Origin of the sequence: Paenibacillus sp. FSL H7-0756 (assembly GCF_038006765.1) — a bacterium.
Taxonomy (GTDB): Bacteria; Bacillota; Bacilli; order Paenibacillales; family Paenibacillaceae; genus Paenibacillus_AQ.
In genome coordinates this window covers 2286576-2312689 of the sequence record NZ_JBBOVT010000001.1, presented here as the reverse complement: position 1 = coordinate 2312689, position 26114 = coordinate 2286576, and the positions used below count along the sequence as shown (strand labels likewise).

25 protein-coding genes are annotated in these 26114 nt (G+C 55.5%); 9 read left to right on the top strand and 16 right to left on the bottom strand.

All coding sequences use genetic code 11. The features are described 5' to 3' along the window. Nucleotides 1-4: 4 nt before the first annotated feature. From NST04_RS10280 to NST04_RS10265, 4 genes are all read right to left on the bottom strand, one after another. Nucleotides 5-1303 (bottom strand): 6-phospho-beta-glucosidase, encoded by a 1299-nt coding sequence (locus NST04_RS10280; RefSeq protein ID WP_341184162.1) that lies wholly within the window; start codon nucleotides 1301-1303, stop codon nucleotides 5-7. Further along, nucleotides 1288-2277 (bottom strand): N-acetylglucosamine kinase, encoded by a 990-nt coding sequence (locus NST04_RS10275; protein ID WP_341184161.1) that lies wholly within the window; start codon nucleotides 2275-2277, stop codon nucleotides 1288-1290. The genes NST04_RS10280 and NST04_RS10275 overlap by 16 nt, the downstream gene beginning before the upstream one ends. A 19-nt stretch (nucleotides 2278-2296) precedes the next feature. Then, a complete protein-coding gene (locus NST04_RS10270) occupies nucleotides 2297-3286 on the bottom strand; it encodes a LacI family DNA-binding transcriptional regulator (protein ID WP_341184160.1) in 990 nt (329 codons plus the stop codon). Nucleotides 3287-3618: 332 nt separating this feature from the next. Continuing rightward, nucleotides 3619-3843, bottom strand: a complete 225-nt coding sequence (locus NST04_RS10265) for a helix-turn-helix domain-containing protein (RefSeq protein WP_019908812.1) — start codon at nucleotides 3841-3843, stop codon at nucleotides 3619-3621. A gap of 422 nt (nucleotides 3844-4265) precedes the next feature. Here NST04_RS10265 and NST04_RS10260 point away from each other — a divergent pair, with 422 nt between their 5' ends. After that, complete coding sequence (locus NST04_RS10260) at nucleotides 4266-5243, top strand: LacI family DNA-binding transcriptional regulator (RefSeq protein WP_341184159.1); 978 nt, start codon at nucleotides 4266-4268, stop codon at nucleotides 5241-5243. A 92-nt stretch (nucleotides 5244-5335) separates the two neighbouring features. Here the strand turns inward: NST04_RS10260 and NST04_RS10255 are convergent, their stop codons facing one another. Then, nucleotides 5336-6466 carry an IS4 family transposase gene (locus NST04_RS10255; RefSeq protein WP_341182832.1) on the bottom strand — a complete coding sequence of 377 codons (1131 nt, stop codon included), beginning with the start codon at nucleotides 6464-6466 and terminating at the stop codon, nucleotides 5336-5338. 439 nt (nucleotides 6467-6905) lie between these two features. On the opposite strand from NST04_RS10255, the gene efeO reads away from it, so the two are divergent. The 4 genes from efeO to NST04_RS10235 all read left to right on the top strand — a co-directional run bounded on the left by efeO (nucleotide 6906) and on the right by NST04_RS10235 (nucleotide 11573). Then, nucleotides 6906-7820 carry an iron uptake system protein EfeO gene (efeO, locus tag NST04_RS10250; RefSeq protein WP_341184158.1) on the top strand — a complete coding sequence of 305 codons (915 nt, stop codon included), beginning with the start codon at nucleotides 6906-6908 and terminating at the stop codon, nucleotides 7818-7820. Between the two features lie 4 nt (nucleotides 7821-7824). Continuing rightward, nucleotides 7825-9174 (top strand): iron uptake transporter deferrochelatase/peroxidase subunit, encoded by a 1350-nt coding sequence (gene efeB / locus NST04_RS10245; protein ID WP_341184157.1) that lies wholly within the window; start codon nucleotides 7825-7827, stop codon nucleotides 9172-9174. A gap of 77 nt (nucleotides 9175-9251) precedes the next feature. Further along, the gene (locus tag NST04_RS10240) at nucleotides 9252-9527 is read left to right on the top strand and encodes a hypothetical protein (RefSeq protein ID WP_341184156.1); all 276 of its coding nucleotides are present in this window, start codon (nucleotides 9252-9254) and stop codon (nucleotides 9525-9527) included. A gap of 219 nt (nucleotides 9528-9746) precedes the next feature. Beyond that, the gene (locus NST04_RS10235) at nucleotides 9747-11573 is read left to right on the top strand and encodes an FTR1 family iron permease (protein ID WP_341185218.1); all 1827 of its coding nucleotides are present in this window, start codon (nucleotides 9747-9749) and stop codon (nucleotides 11571-11573) included. A gap of 284 nt (nucleotides 11574-11857) precedes the next feature. Here NST04_RS10235 and NST04_RS10230 read toward each other — a convergent pair whose 3' ends face one another. Beyond that, the gene (locus tag NST04_RS10230) at nucleotides 11858-12121 is read right to left on the bottom strand and encodes a hypothetical protein (RefSeq protein ID WP_341184155.1); all 264 of its coding nucleotides are present in this window, start codon (nucleotides 12119-12121) and stop codon (nucleotides 11858-11860) included. Between the two features lie 84 nt (nucleotides 12122-12205). Between NST04_RS10230 and NST04_RS10225 the strand changes: the two genes are divergently transcribed. Genes NST04_RS10225 through nagA form a run of 3 tightly spaced genes read left to right on the top strand, consistent with a single transcriptional unit; the run spans nucleotide 12206 to nucleotide 14993 of the window. Next, nucleotides 12206-13084 carry a MurR/RpiR family transcriptional regulator gene (locus NST04_RS10225; RefSeq protein ID WP_341184154.1) on the top strand — a complete coding sequence of 293 codons (879 nt, stop codon included), beginning with the start codon at nucleotides 12206-12208 and terminating at the stop codon, nucleotides 13082-13084. Further along, nucleotides 13084-13812 (top strand): glucosamine-6-phosphate deaminase, encoded by a 729-nt coding sequence (gene nagB / locus NST04_RS10220; RefSeq protein ID WP_341184153.1) that lies wholly within the window; start codon nucleotides 13084-13086, stop codon nucleotides 13810-13812. Before NST04_RS10225 ends, nagB begins: the two co-directional genes overlap by 1 nt. Beyond that, nucleotides 13800-14993: an N-acetylglucosamine-6-phosphate deacetylase gene (nagA, locus tag NST04_RS10215; RefSeq protein WP_341184152.1), complete on the top strand. Its 1194-nt coding sequence runs from the start codon at nucleotides 13800-13802 to the stop codon at nucleotides 14991-14993. Before nagB ends, nagA begins: the two co-directional genes overlap by 13 nt. Before the next feature lie 201 nt (nucleotides 14994-15194). Here the strand turns inward: nagA and NST04_RS10210 are convergent, their stop codons facing one another. Further along, nucleotides 15195-15938 carry a YhcN/YlaJ family sporulation lipoprotein gene (locus tag NST04_RS10210; RefSeq protein WP_341184151.1) on the bottom strand — a complete coding sequence of 248 codons (744 nt, stop codon included), beginning with the start codon at nucleotides 15936-15938 and terminating at the stop codon, nucleotides 15195-15197. Between the two features lie 191 nt (nucleotides 15939-16129). On the opposite strand from NST04_RS10210, the gene NST04_RS10205 reads away from it, so the two are divergent. Continuing rightward, complete coding sequence (locus NST04_RS10205) at nucleotides 16130-17200, top strand: glycosyltransferase family 4 protein (protein WP_341184150.1); 1071 nt, start codon at nucleotides 16130-16132, stop codon at nucleotides 17198-17200. A gap of 110 nt (nucleotides 17201-17310) precedes the next feature. Here the strand turns inward: NST04_RS10205 and NST04_RS10200 are convergent, their stop codons facing one another. The 9 genes from NST04_RS10200 to NST04_RS10160 all read right to left on the bottom strand — a co-directional run bounded on the left by NST04_RS10200 (nucleotide 17311) and on the right by NST04_RS10160 (nucleotide 25947). Beyond that, on the bottom strand, nucleotides 17311-18354 hold the full coding sequence (locus tag NST04_RS10200) for a glycosyltransferase family 4 protein (protein ID WP_341184149.1): 1044 nt from the start codon (nucleotides 18352-18354) through the stop codon (nucleotides 17311-17313). Continuing rightward, nucleotides 18351-19073 (bottom strand): glycosyltransferase family 2 protein, encoded by a 723-nt coding sequence (locus NST04_RS10195; RefSeq protein WP_341184148.1) that lies wholly within the window; start codon nucleotides 19071-19073, stop codon nucleotides 18351-18353. Before NST04_RS10195 ends, NST04_RS10200 begins: the two co-directional genes overlap by 4 nt. A gap of 25 nt (nucleotides 19074-19098) precedes the next feature. Continuing rightward, nucleotides 19099-19674, bottom strand: coding sequence for a class I SAM-dependent methyltransferase (locus NST04_RS10190; RefSeq protein WP_341184147.1), 576 nt, complete (start codon nucleotides 19672-19674; stop codon nucleotides 19099-19101). A gap of 71 nt (nucleotides 19675-19745) precedes the next feature. Further along, the gene (locus NST04_RS10185; protein ID WP_341184146.1) at nucleotides 19746-20462 is read right to left on the bottom strand and encodes a glycosyltransferase; all 717 of its coding nucleotides are present in this window, start codon (nucleotides 20460-20462) and stop codon (nucleotides 19746-19748) included. Next, nucleotides 20459-21457 carry an NAD-dependent epimerase/dehydratase family protein gene (locus NST04_RS10180; protein ID WP_341184145.1) on the bottom strand — a complete coding sequence of 333 codons (999 nt, stop codon included), beginning with the start codon at nucleotides 21455-21457 and terminating at the stop codon, nucleotides 20459-20461. Before NST04_RS10180 ends, NST04_RS10185 begins: the two co-directional genes overlap by 4 nt. Beyond that, entirely contained in the window at nucleotides 21454-22293 is an 840-nt protein-coding gene (locus tag NST04_RS10175; protein WP_341184144.1) for a dTDP-4-dehydrorhamnose reductase family protein, read from the bottom strand. The genes NST04_RS10180 and NST04_RS10175 overlap by 4 nt, the downstream gene beginning before the upstream one ends. Further along, nucleotides 22290-23276 (bottom strand): polysaccharide biosynthesis protein, encoded by a 987-nt coding sequence (locus NST04_RS10170; protein WP_341184143.1) that lies wholly within the window; start codon nucleotides 23274-23276, stop codon nucleotides 22290-22292. Before NST04_RS10170 ends, NST04_RS10175 begins: the two co-directional genes overlap by 4 nt. Continuing rightward, nucleotides 23266-24360, bottom strand: a complete 1095-nt coding sequence (gene wecB / locus NST04_RS10165) for a non-hydrolyzing UDP-N-acetylglucosamine 2-epimerase (RefSeq protein ID WP_341184142.1) — start codon at nucleotides 24358-24360, stop codon at nucleotides 23266-23268. Before wecB ends, NST04_RS10170 begins: the two co-directional genes overlap by 11 nt. Nucleotides 24361-24411: 51 nt before the next feature. Further along, nucleotides 24412-25947: a glycosyltransferase family 4 protein gene (locus NST04_RS10160; RefSeq protein ID WP_341184141.1), complete on the bottom strand. Its 1536-nt coding sequence runs from the start codon at nucleotides 25945-25947 to the stop codon at nucleotides 24412-24414. Nucleotides 25948-26114: the final 167 nt, after the last annotated feature.

The window sequence follows — 26114 nt, the reverse complement described above, 5'->3', positions numbered from 1 at the left end:
GATTCTATTGAAATAACGGCAAAAACGGTTTGTTCTTCTCCAGCATGACATCCAGCAGCTGTTCTGCCACGGTAACCGAAGGCATGAGCGGATGATGAACCATTGCCTGCAGGGCTACATCCCGGTCTCCGTGCACCGCCGCCTCAATGGTCAGGCTCTCATATTGCTTGACGGCAGCCAGCAGGCCTCTCATAGACTGGGGGACTTTGCGGAGCGGAATGGGCAGCGGACCCTGCTTGGTGACTATACAGTTCACCTCAATAGAGGCATCATCCGGCAAGAAATCAATAATCCCGTTATTCCTTACATTCAGGGTCTGAATATCGCGGGAATCATTATGAATGGAACGCATCAGCAGCACTGCCGCCTCCGAGTAATAGGCTCCGCCACGCTGCTCCAGCTGCTCCGGCTTCTCCTTCAGCTCTACGTTCCGGTACAGCTCAAACAGCTCCTCTTCCACCTTCTTCACGACTTCGGCGCGCGAGCCGGTTGTTGCCGCTGCTTCCTTCTGTTCCGCAAGCATCGCATCCGTCATATAGTAATAGCTCAAATAATAGGAAGGGATCGCCTGTAAACCATTCAGAAACCGGTGGTCCCAGGCGTCAAACGGCACATTGCTTGCCTTGTAGCTCTGGGGATAATCTATGAGCTCCTGCAGCCTGCTTTTTCCGTCAATCACAACATCGGATACCCAGTGCAGATGATTAATGCCGACAAACTCCGCATAGATCTTCTCCATGGAAAGTCCGAAGAACCCGGAGAGCCACTTTTGAAACCCGATGGGCGAGTTGCACAGGCCTACACTTTTTACCGATGAATATTTGTGAACAGCTTCAGTCACCATACCGGCCGGATTCGTAAAATTCAGCAGCCAGGCATCGGGGGCCAGCTCCTCCATATCCTTGCAAATATCCAGAATAACCGGGATCGTCCGCAGGCCCTTCATCATTCCTCCGGGACCTGTCGTCTCCTGACCGATGACACCGTACTCAAGCGGAAGGAGTTCATCCCATTTGCGCGCTTCCAGCATGCCTACCCGGATTTGTGTGCAGACGAAGTCGGCTCCGGCAATGGCCTCCCGGCGATCAAGCGTCTGCGTAACGGTAATCGGCAGCCCGGACTCTGCAATCATGCGCTTGCTCAGTTCCGTTATCGTATGTAGCTTCTCTCTCCCCTCTTCAATATCCACCAGCCATATTTCGCAGACAGGAAGCTCCTGGTGATGCAGGATGATCCCTTCAATTAATTCAGGCGTATACGATGACCCCGCTCCGATCACAACCAGCTTCAATGTGTTCTCCATGAATATTGCTCCTCCTTACCCTGTGATAGTTGATCAAGTACCTTGCGATTCACATGCAGCCCGCTGCTTTCCATCGCCAGAACGACCGACCCTACCACCGGCTCCCGGGTTAAAATCCTTAATGTGCCGTTCGGAGCCGCCTGCTTCACTCTTTCCTCAATCGCCCGCCGGATGATGCCCGGGCGGTCTCCCTTGGTCAGCAGGCTGCCGGCAAGCACGATGTCGAAGGACTCCTCCTCCATGCCCAACCGGCGGATGGCCGATGCCGCCGCCAGCCCCAGCTCCTCGCCTTGCTTGACCAGCAGCCCGTTGGCTACCGCGTCCCCTTCCTCTGCCGCCTGAAACAGCAGCTCCGCAATTTGCGGAGGCAGATCTCTGAAATGATCCAGGTAATCCTCCCTCAGCTCCGGGACGTTGGAGTAGCCCAGCAGCTCAGTTAGACGCTCGCTCAGGACCGTCTTCTCTCCTCTGCCGTCATCCGCCCTGAGGACACTGCGGAAGACCTCCATACTTAAGTCATAGCCGCCGCCGAAATCCCCGAACCGGTAGCCGAATCCGCCGCATTGATAAGTCGCACCCACCGGATTTTTGCCGCTGCAGTTCACGCCCGAGCCGCAAATCAGCACGATTCCGTAACTCTTCTCTGTCCCTGAACGCAAGGCGTTCCAGGTATCGCAGGAAATCTCAGTCCGGGGAAGGCCGAGACGGCTGATGATGGGCCGCAGGATTCGGAAATCGGCTTCCCTGTCCGCTCCCGCCAGGCCGAACCAGGCGTGATCCAGCTGGTCCCTGGTCAGGCCGGAGGCCATAAGGGCTTCCGATACAGCCTGCTGCAAGCTGTTCTCCGCCTGCTCACGGTTCAGCTGATGATTCCCGTTCCCGCCCTTGCCTGCACCGAGAATCTTCCCCTGTTCATCTGCAATCATTGCGTAGGTCTTACTGCCCCCTGCATCCACTCCCAAAAAATACTTCACAGATCATTCACTCCTAATCTCAAGTTAATCGAACAGAGGCGGTGGATTCACGAATGAGAAGCTGTGGAGCAAGCTTCGTTACCGCAGGCGGCATCACCTCCCCATGAATCAGCTTCAGCAGGATGTCAACGCCGATATTGCCCATCTGTGCCTCAGGCTGCCGGACTGTCGTGAGCCGCGGGTAGAATTCACCGACAAACTGCTGATCGTCAAAACCCACCACCGAGATATCCTGAGGCACCCGAATCCCCTCCTCCCGCAGAGCTTGAACAACCCCAAGCGCAATAAAGTCGTCTCCGCAAAAAATGGCCGTCGGCAGCTTATCTTCACGAATCCGTCTCTGGGCCATCTCATAACCGCTGCTTACCGTAAATCCGCAGTATTCCGTGGCAAAGGGCGATAGTCCCGCATCATCCAGCGCCTGGACGTACCCCCGTTTGCGCTCCGTTACACTGAGGAACTCGGGCGGGCCGCCGATATAGGCGATCCGGGTGTGTCCAAGGCTGATCAGGTGCCCGGCAGCTTCATACCCCCCTTGATAGTTATCAACGAGCACACTTGGAACATCTTCATGCTCGAACTGGTTATCCAGCAGGACCACCGGAATGTTCTTGCGCTTCAGCTCCTCCACGTATTCCTTCTCCTCCAGCGGAGACAACAGGATAATCCCGTCCACGCGGTCCTTCTGGAACAGGAAGTTGACCCCATCATCGTCATTCTCGGCGATCGACAGGGCCAGGAAATAACCCTGCTCTGCCAGCTTCCGGTTCACTACGCGAATCACACGGTCATAGAAAGAGTCGTTAAAATTGGTAATCGACATCCCGATGACTCCGGTCTTGCCGCGCACAAGGCTCCGCGCCGCTGAATTGGGATGATAGTTCAGCTCCTCCATCGCTTGCAGCACTTTCCGCCTGTTGCCTTCACGTACAGAAGGTGAATTGTTAAGGACTCTGGATACGGTCACTACAGAGAGTCCCGACTTCTTGGCTACATCATGAATATTCATCTAAATATCTATGCCTCCACGCTCAAAAGTTTAAACGATTTAACTTTTGAAGAAATAAAAAAGATTTACTCAGCATGCTACAACTTACAGCCTGACTGAAAAATCGAACATTGGACGTCAGCTTCCATTTTACTAAAAGTATCGAAATCCCCTCAAAAGTTTAAAGGTTTATACTTTACACAGATTTTACAACCAATCGCCCCATCCGTCAATCTGTAAATTGCAAAAAGCTTAATATTCACGGACTACAATCACCTGCAAACAACAAAAAACCTCCCCTCATCCCGAAGGATAAAGGAAGGCTTAAACGCATCACCTCTGAAGCAGGGCAGCTATATTTTCAGCTCCCCAAGCTTGATCAGCTCGACAACCGCTTGCGAACGGCCTTTTACGTTTAATTTTTGCATTACATTGGAAATGTGATTGCGGACGGTTTTTTCGCTAATGAATAGCAGTCCGGCAATATCCCGTGTAGTTTTGTCCTGCACAAGAAGCTCGAATACTTCGCGTTCACGATGCGTCAACAAAAATTTGCTATGATGTTCATTCCCCTTCAATGGTGTCACCCCTCCTTGCCCTGGGTTTGTTTGGTATAACAAGGTAAAGGGATACAGTCAAACCATACTATGTGGGGAGGCAGTTAATGGTGCTGTCGCAGCATTAAATTGGGCGGGGGCAGGAGCGGAGTCTGGACAATCCCGGCATATTGCAGCCAGGGCGCAGCAAAAACAGCCGCAGCTCCTTATACATTGAGGGCGGCAGCCGGCAGGCAAATGTTATAGAATTCGGTTACAGCAACAAGCTGTACCGGTCCGTCACGCCCTTGCGGTCACGCCGGTTTCTCCGGTAGAGCTGTTGTTGCACCCCCAGTGTAATGTATGAAATGGATTCCATAGCAAGCTTTTTATCGGCCGAAAAGCGGTTCATTTCTATGTTAGAATAAGGTCATACCAGTCTCACACAGGAGGCGCAGACGAGCGTGGCTAATATTAAAGAAATTGCCCGGATGGCCGGAGTATCTGTAACGACCGTCTCACGGGTGCTGAATAATCATCCGTATGTCAGCAAGGACAAAAGAGCCGCTGTACTGCAAACGATTGAGCAGCTCGACTATACCCGCAATATGAACGCCGTTCATCTGATTACCGGACGTACCGGTGCGGTGGCGGTGATACTGCCGTATATTCATGCTTTTTATTTCTCGATTATTATGAATGGCATTGCCCGCGAGGCGCTGCTCTCGCAATACCGGCTGATTCTGTGCCAGAGCAATTATCTGGAGGAAGAAGAAATCAAAGTGCTAGAGATGCTGCGCCATAAAGAAATTGACGGTGTCGTGATTGTCTCTACTGCGCTGAAGCCGGACATTATCGAGGAGTATACGGCCTACGGTCCGGTTGTCACTTGCCAGGACAACGGAGCGCGGCGCTACTCTTCTGTCTATATTGAGCATTATGCAGCTTTCAAGGAAGGTCTGGCGTACTTGACCGGCAAAGGTTACCGCTCCATCGGATATTGCGAAGGACGCAGTAATGGCAGCAGCGCCGTGATCCGTCAGGCTGCTTACCGCGAATTCATTGCTGAGCATAAGCTGGCTTTTGAAGAGGAATGGATGATCTATGACTGTACAACGGAGGAAGACGGCGCTGCCGTTGCACAGTCCCTGCTGAAGATGCCACAGCGGCCGGAAGCCATGATTATTACGGGAGACCATGTAGCGGCCGGGCTGATTATTGAAGCGCGCAGAGCCGGCCTTAGCATCCCTCATGACCTCGCAGTTATGGGCTTCGACAACCAGCCGATCGGACGGCTGCTTCAGATCACCACCATGGACAACCACCTGTATGAGATGGGGGCCGCCGCCTTCCGCATTATCCATGAACAGATTCACTCGAAGCACCTGGGGCCTGTCTACCGCAAGCTGGACTACCGGATTATTGAACGGTCCACGGTGTAGTTACAGATCGGGCGGTTGAGCTATGATAGGATTTCAGGAGTTTCCGGGATTACACATTGTTGTAGGTATTACAGGCGTGTTGATTACCTATATTATGGGATTTCAAAAACACCTATATGATCTTTACGCCTGAGCAGACTCAACTGAATCTGCCACTCCAGCGGAAGATTAAATATACGCCAGTACTGCATAAATTCCCAAAGAGTCAGCCTAGCAAAGACCGGTACCTTCGGATGAATTTCATCAAAAATGTATTTCAGAAGCACATACGCGGTAAGGGCCACAAACAATTGGCTATATACTGCATTTTCGGTGGTTCCAAATAGACATGGGACATTCAAATGCTGTTTCACCCAGCGGAAAAAGACTTCAATCTCCCATCGTGCTTTGTAAATTTCAGCAATCACCTGAGCGGACTCTTTTCTCAAATCGGTCACGACACGTACGACTTCACCCCGGTCATTTTCAAATTCAACGACGCGGTGGCGCTGGGCGGATTGGTGTTTCCCTTGACCAATATAACAGGTGATATCGCGTACGATTTGGGTGTCTCCCTCCGCCGGTCGCCGAAGCTTTCGCGGCATCACCAAATGGAGGTTGTCTTTCAGACGAATCACAAAGGACTGACCTTGCTGCACATATTGATCCAATCGACCGATTTTGCCATACGCCCGATCCTGAACTAAAAGGTAGTCCTTATCGGCCAAGACTTCTCCAAATGGAGCGTCATTACGCCGGGCAATCGATTCGACCACCTTCACGGGTGAATGCTGTCCCTGCGAAAAAGCAACGTGCAGTTTAATGCCACCTCTAAATTTTTTATACGGAGCCCAAGACATGCGGGAGTTGGCTGCCGTAACCGTCGTAGAGTCAATCAGCAGCAGATCTTTAGGCAGATTCAGGTGCCGCCGGGTTTGCCGGTTACATTTCTGGACGAGCATTTGAAACAAACGCTTGAAGATATCGTAAGGCACTTCACCGGCTTTGCCCGAAAGGGTGGAGTAATGAACCTTGGGCAAACCGTAGTTCGAGCCCACCCGAGCACTTTGACGAAAGCCATCCCATTGGTGGTAGCAGGCTTGGACAAAGTAGTCGAACAACACACCGACGGTCATTTTGGTTCCCGTATCCTCGTAGTCCTTGGTTTGCCCGCTTACCTTTTGGACTTCTTCCGAAGTTAATACTTGTTTGAACACGGCCAAGAATGGGGTATATTTATTCATGAGGTCGCCTCATTTCGGTTTGGTTTGGTCGTACTTACCATTACCCGAAATGGCGGCCTTTTTTGTCCCTTTTTATGGGAAATCAACACGCTTATAGGTATTACAACTTTGATTCAATAATAGCCGGATGTCCGAGAGGAATGTTGTATAAAAAACAGGAATTTACAAGACTCTCTCCTAAAAACAGAGAAATTGCTGTCTTTTCTACAACAAAACTTGATTTGGACCATGGTTATGAGTAGAGTGTTGCATTTTGTACAGGAATTCAGATAATATCTGCGTCTTCTGGTTAGCCGGAGGCGTTTTTTGTTATTTCATTTGTGCGAATCGGCATGAATATGATAATTATCACATTTTCATTGACAGGTAAAGGTTCGAGAATTATGATAAGTCCATTATTGATAATGATTATCATTAACAGAAGGAGTGTCCATAATCCATGAAGATTAGTCATGCCGTACCTGCGGGTCTGCTTGCAGCGTCCCTCCTGTTCGCCGGATGTGCGGGCAAGGACAACAGTAATAACAATGGCAACGGCGGGAATAACTCCGGAAATAATGCCGCAGCTGGGACCGGGGGCGGGGCCGCCGGCACACCTTCAGCCACCACAGCCCCGGACGGAACAGCGGCCGACTTCACCACTGCCATCGACGAATACCGCAAATACGTCATTGAACAATGCGATGCGTTCGTCAAGCAGACCGAAGGCTTCACGGATGCCGTCAAGGCGGGCAAGCTGGAAGAAGCCAAGGCGCTGTATGCTCCGGCACGTATGCATTATGAGCGGATCGAGCCGATCGCCGAAGCGCTCGGAGATCTGGACCCGAACATTGATGCCCGTGAGAATGATGTAGATGCCGCGCAGTGGCGCGGTTTTCATAAGATTGAACAGGCACTCTGGCAGAATCATACAACGGAGGGCATGATGGATGTCGCGGACCGCCTGCTGAAGGATGCACAGCTGCTGCGTGCCAAGGTGGAAACGGCCGGAATCGATGCCAATCTGCTCGTTACCGGGGCGGTTGAGCTGCTGAATGAGGTCTCCTCCTCCAAAGTAACGGGGGAAGAGGAGCGTTATTCCCATACGGATTTGTATGATTTTGTGGCGAATGTGGAGGGGGCCCAGAAGATCTATGAGCTGCTGAAGCCGGAGCTGGCCAAAAAAGACCCTGCCCTTGAGCAAACCATCGGCGAGCGGTTCACCGCCTTAATGAATGAGCTGGCGCCGTTCAAATCAGGAGAAGGTTACGTCTCTTACGAAACGCTCAAACCGGAGGAGGTCCGCAGGTTAAGCCAGAACCTCGACGCCTTGGCTGAGCCGCTATCCAACATGGGAACGATTCTGGGAGTGTGACGATATGAACAAGAAAGATAAGAATTCCCGGAATCAGGCTGACGCGGAACACGGGATTCCTGCACCGGAGACTAAGCTGTTCAACACCAAATTCAGCCGCCGCGATATGCTGCGGCTGACCGGTGCCTCGGGTCTCGGGCTGCTGCTGGGCGGAGGCGGTGTAGGCGGCATTATGGCGGCACGCCAGGCAGCAGGGCGGGCGGTCCCTGCCGCCGCAGCCTTTGGGCAGAATGAAGAACAAGCGGATACGATCCCTTTCTACGGCAAGCACCAGGCGGGGATTCTTACGCCTGCACAGAATTTTCTGTGCTTCGCTTCATTTGATGTGACGACGACCAGCTTCGGTGATGTACAGAAGCTTATGCAGGCCTGGACTACAGCTGCTGCCGCGCTTACTTCCGGTACGATGATCGGCTCAACGAACGACAAGCCCAATCTCCCGCCTACCGATACCGGCGAGGCGGATGGCCTCACCCCCTCTAAGTGTACCCTTACCTTCGGGGCTGGTCCGGCCCTGTTCGACAGCCGGTTCGGGCTGGCCGGGAAGCGGCCCGCTTCCTTCACTGAGCTTCCGTCCTTCCCAGGAGACAGCCTGGAGCCGCAGTGGTGCGGCGGTGATCTCTGTGTTCAGGCCTGTGCGGACGATATGCAGGTGGCGTTCCATGCCATCCGCAATCTGGCCCGCATCGCCCGGGGTACGGCGGTGCTGCGCTGGACCCAGGAAGGCTTCCAGCGCAGCGGCAGCGCCGATCCGTCAGGCGGCACCCCGCGTAATCTGCTTGGCTTCAAGGATGGCACGGGGAATCCGGACGTCACCGATGGCGCGCAGATGCGGAATATTGTCTGGAGCGGCAGCGCCGATGGCCCGGCCTGGATGAACGGGGGCACGTATCTTGCGGTGCGGCGCGTACGGTTCCGTATTGAGGTCTGGGACCGCTCCTCGCTGAGCGATCAGGAAGCCACCTTCGGGCGGCACCGGCAGAGCGGCGCACCGATCGGAGCGCGGGATGAATTCGCCGAGCTGAATCTGGAGGCAGCCGATGCCGCCGGCAAGCCGCTTATTCCGCCGGATTCCCATTCCGCTCTCGCCCACGGGGACGGCTCGGTCAAAATGCTGCGCCGCTCCTACTCCTATTCCAGCGGTATGGATCTCAAGACCGGACAGCTGGATGCCGGACTGGTATTCATCAGCTTCCAGAAGGACCTGATGAAGCAGTTCGTCAGCATCCAGCAGCGCCTCTCCAAAAATGACCGGCTGAATGAATATATGGTTCACACCGGCAGCGCTGTGTTCGCCTGCTTCCCGGGTGTACGCGAAGGCGGCTATATCGGGGAGCTGCTGCTCGAGGGATGAAATGCCTAGGCTGTGGCAGATAACGCTGAGGTAGCAGGAGTTCTGAGGCCGGAAGCGCAGCGGCGTTTCGGGCACCGGTGCTGCGGCGTTTCGGTGGACCGGAGCTGCGGCGTTTCGGGCACCGGTGCTGCGGCGTTTCGGGCACCGGAGCTGCGGCGTTTCGGGCACCGGAGCTGCGGCGTTTCGGGCACCGGAGCTGCGGCGTTTCGGGCACCGGAGCTGCGGCGTTTCGGGCACCGGAGCTGCGGCGTTTCGGAGACCGGAGCTGCGGCGATTCGGGGACCGGAGCTGCGGCGATTCGGGGACCGGAGCTGCGGCGTTTCGGTGGACCGGAGAGGACGACAGGTAGCTGATCGTTGCGGACTGAGAGGCCTTTATTTTCTCTTTTCGAGCATATTCAGCTACACGAGCGGACTGCACGGCGCTTATTTCCGCTACGGCGGGCGTTTTCCTCCCAATTATTTGTACATAAGCTCCACTGAGTCCGTTCAACTTGCAGAAACGTTAATATGGCTAAAATAAGCGCAGCTGAGTCCGTTGCAAGTGACCCCTCCTCGCTAAACTTGAAGGGAATGATCCCGATGATGATCACGGTTACACAGAGTCTATGGCAGCAGATCAGGTCAGCGCTGCTGTTCCTCTGCCTGCTTGTGCTGCTGCCCGGCGCGCCGGCTTCTGCGTCAGGCGCTCCGCTGGATGAGCTGCTGCCGCCTGTAGGCAGCGCGCTGGTCGAGGCCGGCCAGAGCCGCTGGGAGGCGGCGGCGGCCGATGTTGAAGCGTTCGCGGCGCTGTGGCGCAGCGCGAACGAGAGCAAGCCGGACCCGGCACTCGCCGGTCCGGCTGCCGAGGTGGACGCCGCGCTGGCCGCTGCGGCGGAAGCCCTGGCGGGCGGCGGCGGAGCGCCCGCCAAGGCGGCCCTGTCCACGCTCGCCCGCAGCGTGGACGCTTATGTTACCGCCGCCGCAGGCGAAGGCGGCGGTGAGACGGGCGCCGCCGGACGCGCAGCGGCGGCGAAGCTGCTGCCCGCGGCGGAGCGCACGCGGGATGCGGCGCGCAGCGCCGACTGGGCCGCGGCGGCGGAAGCCTACCGCGCCGTGGTCAACGGCTGGACGCCGGCGGAACGCAGCATCCGGGCGGACAATCCCGCCGTCTACGGCTTGCTGGAGACGAAGATGAGCCTGCTGCGCATTGCGCTGCAGGCAGAGCCGGTCCGCGGAGAGGCCGCGCAGGCGGAAGCGGAAGCACTGGTGACGCTGCTGTCCGGCTACAGTGAAGGCAAAGCCGTCGATACCGGTGGCGCGCCAGCGGAGCCGGCTTCCATTGAAGGGCTGATCCGCTATCTGGAGCAAGCTTCCGCTGCCGGTCAGGCCGGCGACAGCGCAGCAGCCGCTGATATCATGGAGCAGTTCATCACTGCCTGGCCTTCGGCCGAAGGCCAGGTCCAGTTGGCCTCCCCCAAGGTCTATGCCAGCATCGAGAATGAGAGCACCGCCGTCACCGGTTATCTGCTCTCCAGCCCTCCGAAGCTGGACCAGGCGCTATCGCTTATGGACATGATGCTCTCTGAGCTGACGCCGCTGTCCGGGGAACGGACATACACCGCGTGGGATGCGGCACTCATTCTGCTGCGCGAGGGGCTGGAGGCGATTCTTGTACTCGCCGCCCTGCTTGCCTATCTGCGCCGTGAAGCAGTACCGGCGGCCCGCCGCTGGGTATGGTCCGGCGCGGCGGCAGGTCTGGCGGCAAGCATCGGCCTCGCCGTATTACTGACCTATTCCCTCTCCCAAGCCGCCTCCGGCGGCGCGCGCGAGCTGATTGAAGGCATCACCGGCCTCGTCGCCGTGGTGATGATGCTCACCGTCGGCCGCTGGCTGCACGGGAGATCCAGCACGGCAGCCTGGAATAAATATGTGGACACCCAGATGCAGGGCGCCCTGGCCAAAGGCAATCTGTGGTATCTGTTCTTCATCGCTGCGCTGGCCATTTTGCGCGAAGGGGCCGAGACTACGATTTTCTATGCAGGGATGGCACCGGCCATTGACACTTCTCAGCTGCTGCTCGGGATTGGCAGTGCCCTGGTGGTTCTGATCATCCTCGGCTATGCCATGATTGTACTGAGTGCCAAATTGCCGGTTGCCGCCTTCTTCCGCGCTGCTACAGTGCTGATCTACTATCTGGTGTTCCGCTTCCTCGGTGAGAGCCTTCACGCCTTGCAGATCGCCGGCAAGCTGCCCGCCCATAACGGGCACAGTCTGCCTTCCATCGGCTGGCTTGGCATGTATCCGACCTGGGAGACCACCATCCCGCAGCTGCTGATGCTCGCCTTCATCCTATGGGAGCTGCTGCGCGGCAGACGTACTGCCAACAGAACGAAGGCCGCAAACGGGATCACTAAGTAAACATATTAATTATGTAAAAGCTGCAATCTGTGCGTGTGCCCTTAAACACGCAGATTGCAGCTTTTTGTATCTCCTGCCACTTGGTTGGCTGTATTCCCTCCGCCAATGCATGAAGCAGAAATGAATAGATGGATAAACGTCACTTACTAAAAGAGTAGAATCCTTTTTATGGATGATAGATGGAAAAACAGCATTTATTTTTGCCGCAATCAGCTTAAAATGGAATTTGAGCAAAACTAAGCAGCAAAAATCCAATTATTTTTCACAAAAAACTGAATGATGAGTTAACAATTAACAAAAATCCAACTGTTTCCTCTTACAATAATCCTTCCTCCATTCCCCCACTCCCCTGCTGCAAATCCGCCACCTCCATCTTCCTTAATTCTGCCCCAGACCAGCCTTAAACCAAACTGCCTATTGCAACCTTCCGCAATTTGTTTTATCCTAATTATGAAAATAATTTTCTTTATTAACGTAAATATTATGTAAAATAATTTCAAAAGCGGCTTAGGCCAAAACTTAATTAGGCCAAAACTTAACCTGTCCATTTCCGCATGTCCATTTCTACATTTTCATTCGGGTAAGTAGAGAAAGCTACATGAATCTGAATCTATAGTAAAGAAGGTGAGCGCTTGTCTCCCATTCTGCATGTTCTGGAGCATGACAAGCCCAAGCTGTCGCAAATGGAACGCAAGCTGGCTGAGCGCATTCTGGCCTCGCCCGGGGAAATTGTCCATATGGGCATCACGGAGCTGGCGGAGGAATGCGGCATCAGCACGGCGACGATTACGCGGTTCTGCAAAGCGCTGCACTTCAAGGGTTATCCCGATTTCAAGCTCAAGCTGGCAGCTGAGCTGGCGCATAGCGACGGCTCGCCGGAGACCGGCAGCTCCTCTTATCAGGACATCGTGGCCGGCAATCCGCTGCAATTCATTGTAGAGGCCATGCAGGCCAACCACCTGGCCTCGATCCGGGACACTACCTCGCTGCTGGATCTGGGACGGCTGCAGCAGGTCATTGATCTGCTGTGCCGGGCGCGGCGGGTCGATCTGTACGGGATGGCTACGTCGTCCATCGTGGCCCAGGATTTCTATCAGAAGCTGATCCGCATTGGCGTGAACTGCACCGCTTTTGCCGATTCCCATATGCAGATCACTTCCGCTTCCTCGCTCTCTTCCGGCGATGTGGCCTTCGCAGTCTCTTATTCGGGGGAGACCCCGGAGACGGTCGATGCCTTAACCTGTGCAGCCGCAAGCGGCGCAGCTACGGTGTCGTTAACCTCATACGGAAGCAGTACTTTGGCTACACTCGCTGATTTTCCGCTGTTCTCCTCGTCTCTTGAGCAGGGCATGCGGCGCGGCGATATGGCGTCACGGATCGCACAGCTGCATATTATCGATATTCTGTTCACCGGCATGGTCAGTACCCGGTTCGGGGATTTCATCCCCAAGCTTGAGCAATCTTATCGGAACGTCCAACATTACCGTCATAAACGGGGAGGTCAAATCTAATGAATATTTTGAAATTTCAGCATGAAGAAGATTTCGCAGCCACAGGAGCTAACCTGATCGCCAGTCTGCTGCAGAGTAATCCCAGAGCCGTTCTTGGTCTGGCTACCGGAAGCTCGCCTGTCGGGGTGTACGAGAAGCTGGTGGAGATGCACCGCAAGGGCAATGTCAGCTTCGCCAAAGCCTCTTCCTTCAACCTGGACGAATATGTCGGACTGCCGGTGGACCATCCTCAGAGCTACCGGAGCTTCATGAATGAGCATCTGTTCAATCATATCGATATCGACCTGGCCCGCACCCATGTACCTAACGGAAATGCTCCCGACCTTGCGGCCGAATGCCGTGCGTATGACAAGCTGCTGGAGGATAACGGTCCGGTGGATCTGCAGATCCTCGGCATCGGCAGCAACGGCCATATCGGCTTCAACGAGCCGGATGCCAGCCTGAGCAGCGGAACCCATGTGGTCGATCTGCTGGAAGAGACCCTGGAAGCCAATGCCCGCTTCTTCGACCGTGTAGAGGATGTTCCGCGTCAGGCGGTAACGATGGGCATCGGCGGGATTCTCAAAGCGAAGCAGATTGTACTGCTTGTCCGCGGGGAAGAGAAGGCGGAAGCGGTTAAAAATGCGCTGGAGGGTCCAATCACCACCCAGTGTCCCGCCTCGCTGCTGCAGAGCCATCCGAATGTGGTCGTCCTGCTGGATGAAGGAGCTGCCAAATGGCTGAAATAAACGGTACGCGCGGAGAATTGTTGTACGGCAAAGTGCTGACTCCTGACGGAATTATTGAGCAGGGTGTAGTTGCCGTAGCGGAAGGCTTGATCCAATATGCCGGAGAAGCTTCCTGGCTGCCCGCAGCTTATGAGGGCTGGCAGACAACCACCCGGGAGGCGCAAGGTCTGCTGATCCCCGGATTCGTCGATGTGCATGTGCACGGCGGAGCCGGACATGACTTCATGTACAGCGATGCAGATGCTCTTGACACCATCACACGGTTCCACGCCTCACACGGGACGACCTCTATGCTGGCTACAACCATGACGGCTGCCAAGGCAGACATCGATCAGGTGCTGGCTGAGGTGGATGCTTATCGTTCCCGTGAAGGCGGCATGCCTTATGCAAGGCTGGCAGGTGTACATCTGGAGGGACCGTTCATCAGCGTACGATGGCCTGGAGCGCAGAATCCTGAGCACATCGTGCCAGCTAATATAGAGTGGCTGGAGGAATGGGAGGGCAAGTATCCGGGAATGATCCGTCAGGTCACCCTGGCTCCCGAGCGTGAAGCTGCCCTGGAAGCGATCCAGTGGCTGCGCAAGCATGGCATTACGGCTGCGCTTGGCCACACAGATGCCACATTCGAGCAGGTGATTACCGCTGCCGATGCCGGCCTGAACCAGGCAGTGCACATGTTCAATGCCATGACACCGCTGCATCACCGCAAGCCGGGAACGGCCGGTGCCGTCCTGTTCGATCCCCGGATCAGAGCCGAGGTCATTGCCGACGGAATCCATGTTCATCCGGCAGCCATCAGCCTGATTACCCGGCTCAAGAACAATCACAATCTGCTGCTGATCACAGATGCCATGTCAGCAACCGGACTCAGCGACGGAGAATATGCGATCGGTGATCTGCCTGTGATTGTCAAGGACGGCATAGCCACGCTGAAGGAGCATCCTGAATCACTGGCCGGCAGCACACTGACGATGATTAGCGGGTTCCGTTATCTGGTGCAGGAGGTCGGTCTCAGCCTGCTGGAAGCCTCACAGGCTGCCAGCCTTAATCCGGCGCTGTCACTCGGCATGCAGCGGTCTATCGGAACGCTTGAAGCAGGGAAGCGCGGCGATATTCTGCAGCTGGACCAAGATCTGAATCTGCGCGGCGTATGGATCGGCGGACGCAAGCTGGAAGCCTAACTCCAGGGCAGTAAGCCACATTTTCATTATCCCTATAAACGCAAACAATGCAGTCACCGTACCCGGCCTTCGGGGTGCGGCGGCTGCATTGTTTGCGTCTGTCTTCATTTACTGGTGTCCGCCCTGTGCCCTTCATCTGAATAAGCCTCATATTCCTCTGGAATACTATCTTCATTCAAGGCACTATGCAGCAGCGTCTGCTTACTGTCCGCTGCGGGCAGGGAAAATCCGTTCCGCCATGATACGGAATTCATTCGCGAAGCCTCTGAGCGGGTGCCCAGCACGGAATTCCCGGGCATAATAATCGGCCCGTTCCACGAAATCCGGGTTCGCCGAGACATACACATTTCCGACGTATGTGTTTCCTTTTTTAACCTCTGCGGCGATTTTATTCTTGATTCCCCCGGGAAGCGTGTCTGTATCATCCCCCATATTGCTTCTGGACATAATCCCGTTATTGCCGTTCCCCGGATAATCATCGGGAGCCGCCATGCCTGTACCGCCAACGGTTCCGGTGCCTGTCAGACTTCCCGGAATGCCCGCCATGGAGCCTCCTGTCCCTGTCATCCCGGGAACACCCGCAGCAGTTCCTCTTCCTGTATCTTTCCCGCGGGTGGTACTCCGGGTGTGTACCCCGCCCGAAGCATTCTCCAGCATTACAGCGACATATGCGCTTCGGCCGACCATAATAACGTTAGCGGAACGGACTTCCGGCATGGCCGCTACACGGTCAGCCAATTCCTTGCTCATCTCCATGCTGCCGAAGTCATCGTCACGCTTCATGTCCCGTGTGGAGTTCACGTGGATTCGCCCGTCTGTCCCCCGCACACTTTTCGTCTGCATATTGCCATTATCTGACGAATGGCCGGCACTGCAGCCGGTCATACTTAAGGCGCCGGCCAGCAAGGCAGCAGACACGGACAAGCCGAATTTCGATCGCAACATTCCTTCATCTCCCTTCACAGAATAATGTAGTGCAGCGTAACAAGCCTTAGCATGGCTCCTCCGCTGCCGGGCTATCCAGAAAGGATTTGGCAATGCCGCCCCCCACAGTCACACGCAAGAGAAATCAGGCGTATCTTATATAACAGCAGACTGTGTTTCTCCGCAGGCAGTCCAGATCAGGAGGGGTAAGCTTGAAAATTCTATTTACGTTTTATGTACCAAGCGGCGGGGTGGAGACCCTGAACAGGCTGCGGTGTGAGAGTCTTCAAAAGAACGGCATCGAATGCCATGTACTCTATCTCATGCCGGGGTCCGGCACCAACAATAGTGTAAGCTTCCCGGTATTTATCACTTCGCAGGATGAAGATATCAGGGCTATACTGAATACTAATCATTATGACGCCATCATCGTAACCTCCGATTACCTGCTGCTGGAACGTCTGCGCCGGCTGGGGTATGGCGGTATCCTGATCTATGAATCCCAGGGTTTGGGAACACGAAGCGAAGCCCGAAATATAATTATTGAATCCGTGCCTTATCTGCAATCCTTCTGCAATGCCGTGCTGATTCCCCCCACCGATCATTTACTGGAGCTGTTTATCGAGATCTGCCCCTGGCTCCAGCGCTATATTATTCCGAACCTTGTGGATGTACAAGAATTCAGGTATATCCCCGCCGAGGCGCCCGTTGATCCTGTCATCGCCTGGGTAGGGCGGCTGGAATCCAACAAGAACTGGAGCGAGTACCTGAAGATTGCCCACCATATCCGCAAAGCGAAACCTAACCTGCATCTCTGGATGTTCCATGATCCGGCCCTGGCCTCCGATGACCAAAAGGAGGCGTTCAATGCTGAGCTGCATTCCCTTGGCCTGAATGACCGGCTGATTGTGTTCACGAATGTGCCTAACCAGATGATGCCTGTCTATTATTCATCGATTGCCGCTTCAGGAGGCTTCCTGCTGTCCAGCTCTGTCACAGAAGGCTTCGGATATGCCGTAGCTGAGGCTGTCTGCTGCTCCTGTCCTGTACTCAGTACGGATTCCGACGGGGTCAGATCCTTCATTACCCATAATATTACCGGCAAATTCTATCCGCTTGGCAATGTGGAGGCTGCTGTGAACGAAGGACTGGAGCTGATGAATAACATCCCGCTGCGCGAAGCCATCTGCTATCAGGGCCGCCAGCACATGGTTACGCATTTCGGATTCGATCAGTATGCGCATTCCTTCCGCGAGATGATGAATTCCTTCTCTATCTTCTAACTATTGCTAGCTTCTTATCCCCCTGTCTTCCGGCAAAAAAACCTTCAATTCCAGACGTTAACCTGGGTTGAAGGTTTCTGTGTTTTGTTTTGGCGCTCTGCCCGGAGGCATCACATCCCTTGTCTGGACACCATCTCAAACAGCTCAGCCTGGAAAATCTGCACGCTTCTCTCCCATGTAAACTTCAGGGAATCCTGCTCTCCCCTGGCGGCCAGACGCCGGCGAAGCTCCCCGTCGTTAATGAGCGTCACAATATCCGCAGCAAGACGGTTCTCATGACGGTATGACATCAGGCAGTTCTGCCCGTGTGCACAGTATTCGAGGTTCCCCCCTGAATACACGGTAACCAGAGCAGCACCGCAGCGCATCGCTTCCAGCCCCGGCAGTGAACCGGCATCATTGGTACTTGCGCTGACAAAAATATCCGTCTCATTGTAATGATAAGCCAGTTCATCATCATTGGCGGGTGTCCGCAGCTGATAGCGCCCGGAGCTAAGTAAGGCCTGCAGACTCCTTGAAGCGGCATATTCAGCAGGGGGAGTCATGATATAGATCTCCACCTCAGGATGAAGCCGCTTGACCATATCAAGCTGTTGAATCAGGTATTCCTGTTCCCTGTGGCCGGAGAATCCGCCTTCTGGGCGCCGCATAATAGCCGAGACGATCAGCGGCTTGCCTGGATTGTCGCGAAAATGCGTATTATGGAAATCCGGGTCAACACCGACCGGAACAATTCTCCCTTTAATACCATGATTGATCCGTATGACCTCCTGCTGCCAGCGCGACAGTACAAGCAGGTTGCGGGTAATGCCATAGGAGGCGAACGACTGATTATTATCCGGCAGGAAATTCGGCTCATAGCATAAGGCCAGCCGGATATGCAGTCCTTTGCCCAGACGGCTGGCCCGTTCGGCAACCGGAACGGTTGTATAATAATTGGAGATAATGACATCCCCGTAAGGGAAATGATCTTCCCTAAGGACCGGAGCGGGCACAGGGATAATCGGACATTTCATCTCATATTCCACAACACCTAAGCTGGGCATAAGAATAACGACCTCATGCCCTATTAAAGTCAGGGCGTTCGCAAGCTCTGCTATCATCCGCTGCGCACCGCCTCTGGATAAGGTCAGAACCGGAAAGGTCAGTCTCAATTCCTTCTCTCCTTTCTCAGCAGCTCCGTCAATTCACCCCTGTGCATGAACTGCACCTTGGCAATTTCCCGGTTCTGCGCTTCGTTGTGCAGGACCGAGCCCATCTCATTATGAATGCGGTAATACAGCATCGGCTCTTCTATATAAGACCACTCATAGTGAGGCAGAATCCGCAGCCACATATCATAATCCTGTGTATACAGGAGCGTCTCATTAAACATACCGACCCTGGAGAGGATCTCCATATCTAAGAGCACCGTACTGCCGTTCACCGGACAGCCGGACATCATGGTCTGTATGAGGGCCGGCCTGCTCAAGGCCGGCATCCGGACAATATCCTGAATCCGTTGCCCGTACTCATTAATATAGTAGTAAGCCGTATGATTGAAGGAGGTTCCTGAGCTGCGGATGGCTTCTATCTGCCGTCTGATTTTATCGGGATGAAACAGATCATCCGCGCTTAACCAGGCAAAATAAGCTCCGCTTGCCACCTCGATTCCTTTATTGAGGGCCGAGCCGGTCCCTCCGTTGGTTTTGCGGACATATATAATCCGGCTTCTATAGGCGTCAAGCTTCTCCGTATGGAGCGTTGAACCGTCATCCACCACGATCAGTTCAATATCTGTATAGCTCTGGGCCAGCACGCTTTCGACCGCCAGATGTACGTATGGGCAATTATAGAACGGAATTACCACCGAGACCTTGGTCTTCTGATTCATGCCCCGGCCTCCTCCCTGAGTTCATTTATACAGTCTTGCAGGCGAGCAGGGCGTCCAGCGGAGCGTGATTCTCACCGAAAGCTTCCCGGAATGAAGGATTCTCCGCATGGTGAAAGCCCTTCAGTACAGTTACAGCGTAGCCCAGCTTCAGAAAGTCCTCAGGCTCCCAGCCGCTCCAGTGTTTCTGGTAATACTCTCCATGCAGATTGAAATGGTCCTTCCCCTCCTGCGGGAAGAAACCCCGCGGTGTAAATACAACGACACGGTTCGCAGCGATGAGCTCCGCCTTACGCAGCAGCTCCATGCCTTCACTCATCGAGAAATGCTCCAGCGAATCGATCAGAGTAACCGCAGAGAAGGTTCCCGGCAGGAACAGCTTATCGATATGACCGGCATCGGCATGAACCGGAATGATATGGGGGGCCTTGTATTTGCGGTGCAGCAGATAAGGCCTGTGGATATCCAGCCCCAGCACCACAGTGGCTTCATACCGCTCCAGCAGCGTACCGGTACCGCTGCCGATATCCAGTATACTTTCGGAGAATTTCAGCTGCTCCAGCAGGACCGGCAGGAAGTCTTTCACTTCGATTTCCCGGTACATATGCTCTCCCTCCTAAGCGTTAATTGCCTGACCTTGGGCTGTGCTGCAGTGCCGGCTGTGCGCTCCGGCAGTTAGCCGCCCATGGAGGCAATCAGGGCACTTAACGGAGCGTGATAACGGGCACTGGTTGCTGCTGCTTCAGCCATAATGACATCGTAGTGTCTAAGCGTGCCCATTCCCTCATGCCGGCGGTAAGCCGTCAAGGACTGGTTCAGCATCACCGGTGCATAACCGTTCAGAATCGCCCGGTACCACAGATCATAATCATGGGTATACGGAAGGGCTTCATCGAACATCCCGATGGCACCGAAGATCTCCCGCTTGAACATCACCGTACAGCCGTTGATGGGATTGCCGTACAGGAAGCAGCGCAGATATTCAAGCTGGTTCGGGAATACGGCCGCAGCATTCAGCTCCATAGCCTGCGAGTTTCCGTTAATGTAGTTGAAGTTGGTGTACGAGATCAGCAAACGGTTCTGTTCCATGAACAGAACCTGATTATTGATCTTGTCACGATAGAACATATCATCCGAGCTGAGCCAGACTACATAATCTCCCGTGGCATGCGCAATACCATGGTTAAGTGCCGAAGCGGTGCCGCCGTTGGCCTTGCCCAGATAGTGAATGTAGGGCAGATAAGGGGTAATCCGCTCTGCATGCATAGTTGAACCGTCATCTACTACGATAATCTCATAGGGCTGCCAGGATTGAGATATGGCGCTCTGCAGTGCCTGCTCAATATAAGGACAATTGTAAAAAGGAATAACTACGGATACTCTGGGCTTCATAACAACTCTCCTTCCTTACCGGCTCTTGTATAGCGGATAATATCCGCCAGTGAACGGTCCAGCGCAATCTCCGGCTTCCAGCCGGAAATAGCAGCATAGTCCCCCGATTCTTCAGGCGTTCCCTTAGTATCAGCAGATTCAAATGAAGGCTTCGCCGGAACGGCAGATGACAGGGAAGGATTGCCCCGGCTGTGCTCCTCCTGCGGGCCCCAGTCCACCCTTACCGGAGCCGCAGCATGAGTCAGCAGCTTCGCTGCAATCTCTCCCAGTTCCCGCTCCGTCCCGGAATCGATACGGTAGATCCTGCCGGTCTCTCCCGAATCCAGAATGAAGCCATACGCCCTGACCGCATCACGCACATCCAGAAAATCACGCAGCGCATGGCGTGAGGAGAGCCGAAAGGCAGCAGGTGCAGCCGATCCGGTTACGGCGGCTGCTTCACTGCGCACAATATGCTGTGCCAGCAGGGAACAGAAGCCGGTAGACGGACCAGGCCCAATCAGGTTCGAGGGCTCCGCCATCAGCACAGGCTGTGCAAACAACCTTCCCCAAGCCAGCGATACCAGCTCTTCCAGCGTCTTACTGAGGCTGTAGGGGTGAGGCGGGTCTGCCGCACCCGGTCTGTACTTAAGCCGGGAGCCGGCCACCAGAATACGGCTGGCCGGCTGGACACGCAGCGCCTCAAGCAAATATAGAGTAGCCATTACATTGGTTTCCATATAGAGCAGCGGGTCCCGCCAGGACTCCGGGACCGAATTCTTGCCTGCCAGGTGCAGCACCTGATCCGGCTTCACCGCTCCAATCATTGCCGCTACAGCCCTACGGTCCCCCAGGTCACAGACAACCTGCTGAACCCCCTCCGGGAACAACTCCGCTTCTGGCTTGCGGCGGACTACAGCAGTCACCTCCGCTCCTCCGGCGGCAAAATAGGCCACGGCATGCCTGCCGGTAAAGCCGGAAGCTCCGGTAATAAGGAGACGCCGCCGCCCGCTCATGTCGGCAGCTCTGAGCTGCGCATAAAATCGGCAAGCTCGCTAAGCATCCGGGGATAGGACGGCAGCTCAATCGTAACATCGCTTCTCGTACTGATCAGCGTCCGGTCTTGAACTGGCGTCTGCTGCGGGATGATCTCAACATCCTCTTTATGAAATGCCGTCTGCATCATCTGCAGCAGCTGATATTTGCTTACGGGCTGCGGGTGGGCCAGATGAATCAGCCCGGAGAGATCCGAGTCCAGCAAGGAGTCAACGGCTTTGGCCAGCTCCAGGGTAGTGACTCCATTCCACATCACGCATTCATATCCGGTTACCCGGCCCTTCTGGGCCAGGAACCATTCCATGAGGCCGATTCCGCCAGAACGGATCTCAGGCCCGATAATGGAGGTGCGGATCGTAAGATGTCCGGGATCACGCACTTCTCCAAGACTCTTGGTAAGGGCGTAGACCGAGGTTCCATCCGCGGCATCCTCCTCGGTGTATCCGCCGCGTGTTCCTTCGAACACGCAGTCGGAGCTGATGTGGATGAGCCGGGCATGAATCTGGTCCGCTGCCCGCCGCAGGCGGTGGGGCAGGAATCCGTTGACATGATACGCGCCAATCCGGTCCCGTTCGGCGAATTGATTGAGTACCCCCATCGCATTAATAATGCAATGGGGGGAGACGATTTCAACCAGCTTTTCTACACCGGCGATGTCGTCGGCGTCTACATACAACCCTCCAAGATCCTTCTTATCCCGGGTTGTATGGAAGATGTGGTGCTTGCCCTGGCGGCGAAAATACTCCGCCAGCATATGACCTGCCATACCATTTCCGCCGAGAATAAGGAGCTTCACTGGAGGAACCCTCCCCGGATCAGAATATCCTTGATTTCAGCCTGCTCCATCAGATGATTCTCCGAGCTGAAGCTGCTGAAGGACACATGGGGGTAATGACGGTAATGCTCCTTCAGCTCCGGCATATCGAGCGTAGGCAGAATAACCAGGTACTGCTCATCGTAGACCACCGTAGTCAGGCTCTCGAAATCGCTCATCAGGATCTCATGGATTTTCTCACCCGGGCGGATGCCGGTCTCAATCATACTGACATCCGTCCGCCCGGAAGCTTCGATCAGCACATCGGCCAAATCCACGATCCGGCAGGTCGGCATGGTCATGACGAAGATTTCGCCGCCGATACTGACATCGGAAGCCTTGAACAGCAGGGTAATGGCATCGCGCAGGGTGAAAAAGAACCGGGTCATGTTCATGTCTGTAATCTTTACCTGTCCCTTGTCCTTGATCTGCTTCATGAACAGGTGGACCACACTGCCGTTCGTCCCCAGCACATTGCCTCCGCGCACGGTAACAAACTTGGTGCCTGAGCCGATCAGATTGGCATAGACGAACAGCTTCTCGCCGATGGCCTTGGTCATGCCATAGAAGTTCGACGGATTAGCTGCCTTGTCGGTAGAGATGTAGATCGCCTTCTCCACATTGTTGGCAATCGCCGCTTCAATGACATTTTGTGTGCCGACCACATTCGTCTTGAGTGCCTCGTACGGCTGGTCTTCGCAGACAGGCACGTGCTTGAGTGCAGCCAGATGGAAGACATAATCCACACCGCGGCAGGCAGCCACCAGCGCATCCTTGTCACGGATATCACCGATGATGAAGCTGAGACGCTGATCTTCAAATTCACGGCTCATGGCTACCTGTGCAGACTCACTGCGGGAGAATACGATGATTTCTTTGGGATGCTGCGGCAGCAGCTGCCGGATCAGCTCATGCCCCCAGGAACCGGTACCGCCTGTAACCAGAATCCGTTTATTATTGAACATGCAGGTTCCCTCCAAGCAGAAATTTAACTACCTTTACCGAGACACCTTGGGCCAGATACCCTTCCGGCGCCTCCCAATCAGGCTTAAGCGACGTCATCAGCACGGTGCAGCGCAGAATGCTGTTCTGTTCTACCCCGGACACTACATTACTTCCGCAATCGACGGTCTCCGGGCGTTCTGTTGTCCGGCGTATGGTCACCGTAGGTACTCCCATCAGGCAACATTCTTCTTGAACGGTGCCGCTGTCGGTAATGGCGCACAGGGCATAACGTTCCAGATGAACAAAGTCAAAAAATCCGAAGGGTTCGTGAAACTCCACCAGCGGGTTCATAGTCAGCGGGAACTGCTCCGTAAGCTTGGAGCGTGTACGGGGATGAATGCTGCAGATCAGGCGGAGCCCCAACTGCTCAGCCACCAGGTTCAGCCCGGACATAATCTGGAGCAGTGACTCCGGATCATCGACATTCTCGGCCCGGTGGGCAGTCACCAGCAGATACCGGCCGGCTTCAAGCTTCAGCCGGGACAGGATGTCGCTGGCAGCGATTCGCTCTTCGTAATGCGTAATCACCTCATGGATGGGATTACCGGTTAGCACGATACGCTGGCTGGGGAACCCTTCGCTGAGCAGATGTCTTTTACTCTGCTGGGTATACGGCATATTTATGGTGGAGACGGCATCTATGACACGGCGGTTTTTCTCCTCCGGCACTTTCAGATCGTAACAGCGGTTGCCTGCTTCCATATGCACCACAGGGATGCCCATCCGCTCGGCCAGAATGGCACACAGCGCACTGTTGGTATCACCCAGCAGCAGCACGCGGTCCGGCTGCTCCTGAAGCAGAATGCTCTCCAGGCTGCCGAACATGGCGGCCAGCTGGCCCCCGAGTCCGGCCTGCTTATCCTGCAGCACGTAGTCCGGTGCGCGGAGTCCCAGCTCGGCGAAGAATACCCCGCTGAGGCTGGCCGTGAAATTCTGTCCCGTATGCACCAGCACATGCCGATCCGCATGCCGGTCCAGCAGCGGAATGATGACGCTAAGGCGGATGATCTCGGGCCGTGTGCCCAAAATCGTCATGATCTTCATGGGTTCACTCCCCTTTGATTATGGCCTGCCCTCAGGAACCGGGCAGGCTGCTCAAGATGCCTTACGCCGCCGCTTGCTCCGGCGGCTTCCGGCATGGCCCGCGCGGCGCTTCTTGCCGCCGCTGGCCCGCCTGCGCGCGGAGCTTGCCGCGCGCTTCTTGCGGCGCGGGCTCTTTCCCGCCGCGCTGCTCCGGGACTTGGCGCGGCGCAGCCTGCCGCGCCGCAGCTTCGCGGCCCGCAGCCGTGCGGCGCGGCGCCCGGACTTCCCCCGCGTCGGCGCTGCCGCGGGGGCGCTCTTCCCGCCCGCCGGCGCAGCTGCGGGCAGGGCTTCCAAGCCGCCGCTGAGCTGCGGCGGCTGGAGGCAGTAGCGGAGATGCCACCTCTCCGCTAAGCCTTGCAGCCGGGCGCGGTAAGCCGCCGGGCCGTAGACGGCCTCGATGTGCTCCCGCGCCTGCCGGCCAATGCCGGCCGCCATCGCCTGGTCGGCCAGCAGCGCGTTCACCCGTGCGGCCAGCGCATCGATGTCTCCCGCTGGCACGAGCAGCTCGCCGCAGCCTGCGGCGTTCAGGATCTCCCGCAGGCCGCCGGAATCATAAGCGACGACCGGCTTGCTGAAGGCATAGCCCTCCAGGGCCGTCATGCCGAAGCCTTCCCGGATCAGGCTGGGGACAACGAGCAGATCCATCGCGCAGTAAGCGGCCGGCAGACATTCTTCATATCCGACAAACCGGAAGCGTGAGGTCAGTCCCTCCAGCTTCACCTTGCGGACACAGCGCTCATAGTAGCTTTTATCCCCGGGAGTCCCCACTACGAGGTAGCGGGCAGCCGGATGCTGCTCATGCACCAGAACCGCCATCTTGACGAAATGCTCCAGCCCCTTCTCCTTATTAATGAAGGAAGAGACATAGCCGATCAGCGGGTCCCCCGGAGCAATCTTCAGCTCACTCCGCCGTTCCCCGCGCAGCTTGCTCCAAGCCTCGAACATCAAATCCCCGTCACTCCATGACGGAGGCAGCTGGGTCACCTTGCTATCGCGGATCTCCTCGGGGAAGCACGCTGCCGCTGTCTGTGAAATCGCCAGAATCTCATCGCTGTGGTTGTGGATCAGCTCTACGCTGACCGGGGTGAACTCGTTGTCTGTGATGGTCTCCGAGATCTTCCAGATCACCGGTATGCCCAGTGTCTTCGCCGCGATTGGCGGCAGGGCATGCACACAGGTGCTGGTGATCACGAACGACGGACGGAGCTCCGCAAGCCAGTGCGTCAGCTCGTGATACTCCCGGCCCTCCTGCAGCTTGCGGATATCTGCCGGAAGACCGGCATAAGGGGTATACACTCCATAGACCAGCGGAATAGACATCAGCCGGACCTGAAGGCCGTAGCTCCGGGCCAGCTGTGTCAGCTTCCCGTCCTGCGGAGCTACGAGGATACAATTGAAGTAAGGAGACAGCTCCCGGCTGAAGAATAACAGCAACTTCTCCGCACCCGTAATACTGCGCGTGTTGGAGACATGGGAAAAGAGGACGATCGTCGCTTTGTCGGCCATGGTGTCTCGGCGCTCCCCTGCGAAGGGCTGTGGAGCAGCCATTCACCTCCTAATTTTGAATGCACACAATCTGCTATCACTCAGCAGTGCTCCTGCTTGGGACGGGTATATTAGCTGACAGGCTAACATCTCTGCCCGGTACTCCAGTATATTGAGGGGGCACAGATGCCGGCACGACACCTGTCCCCTGTGATACGCACATTTTGCTG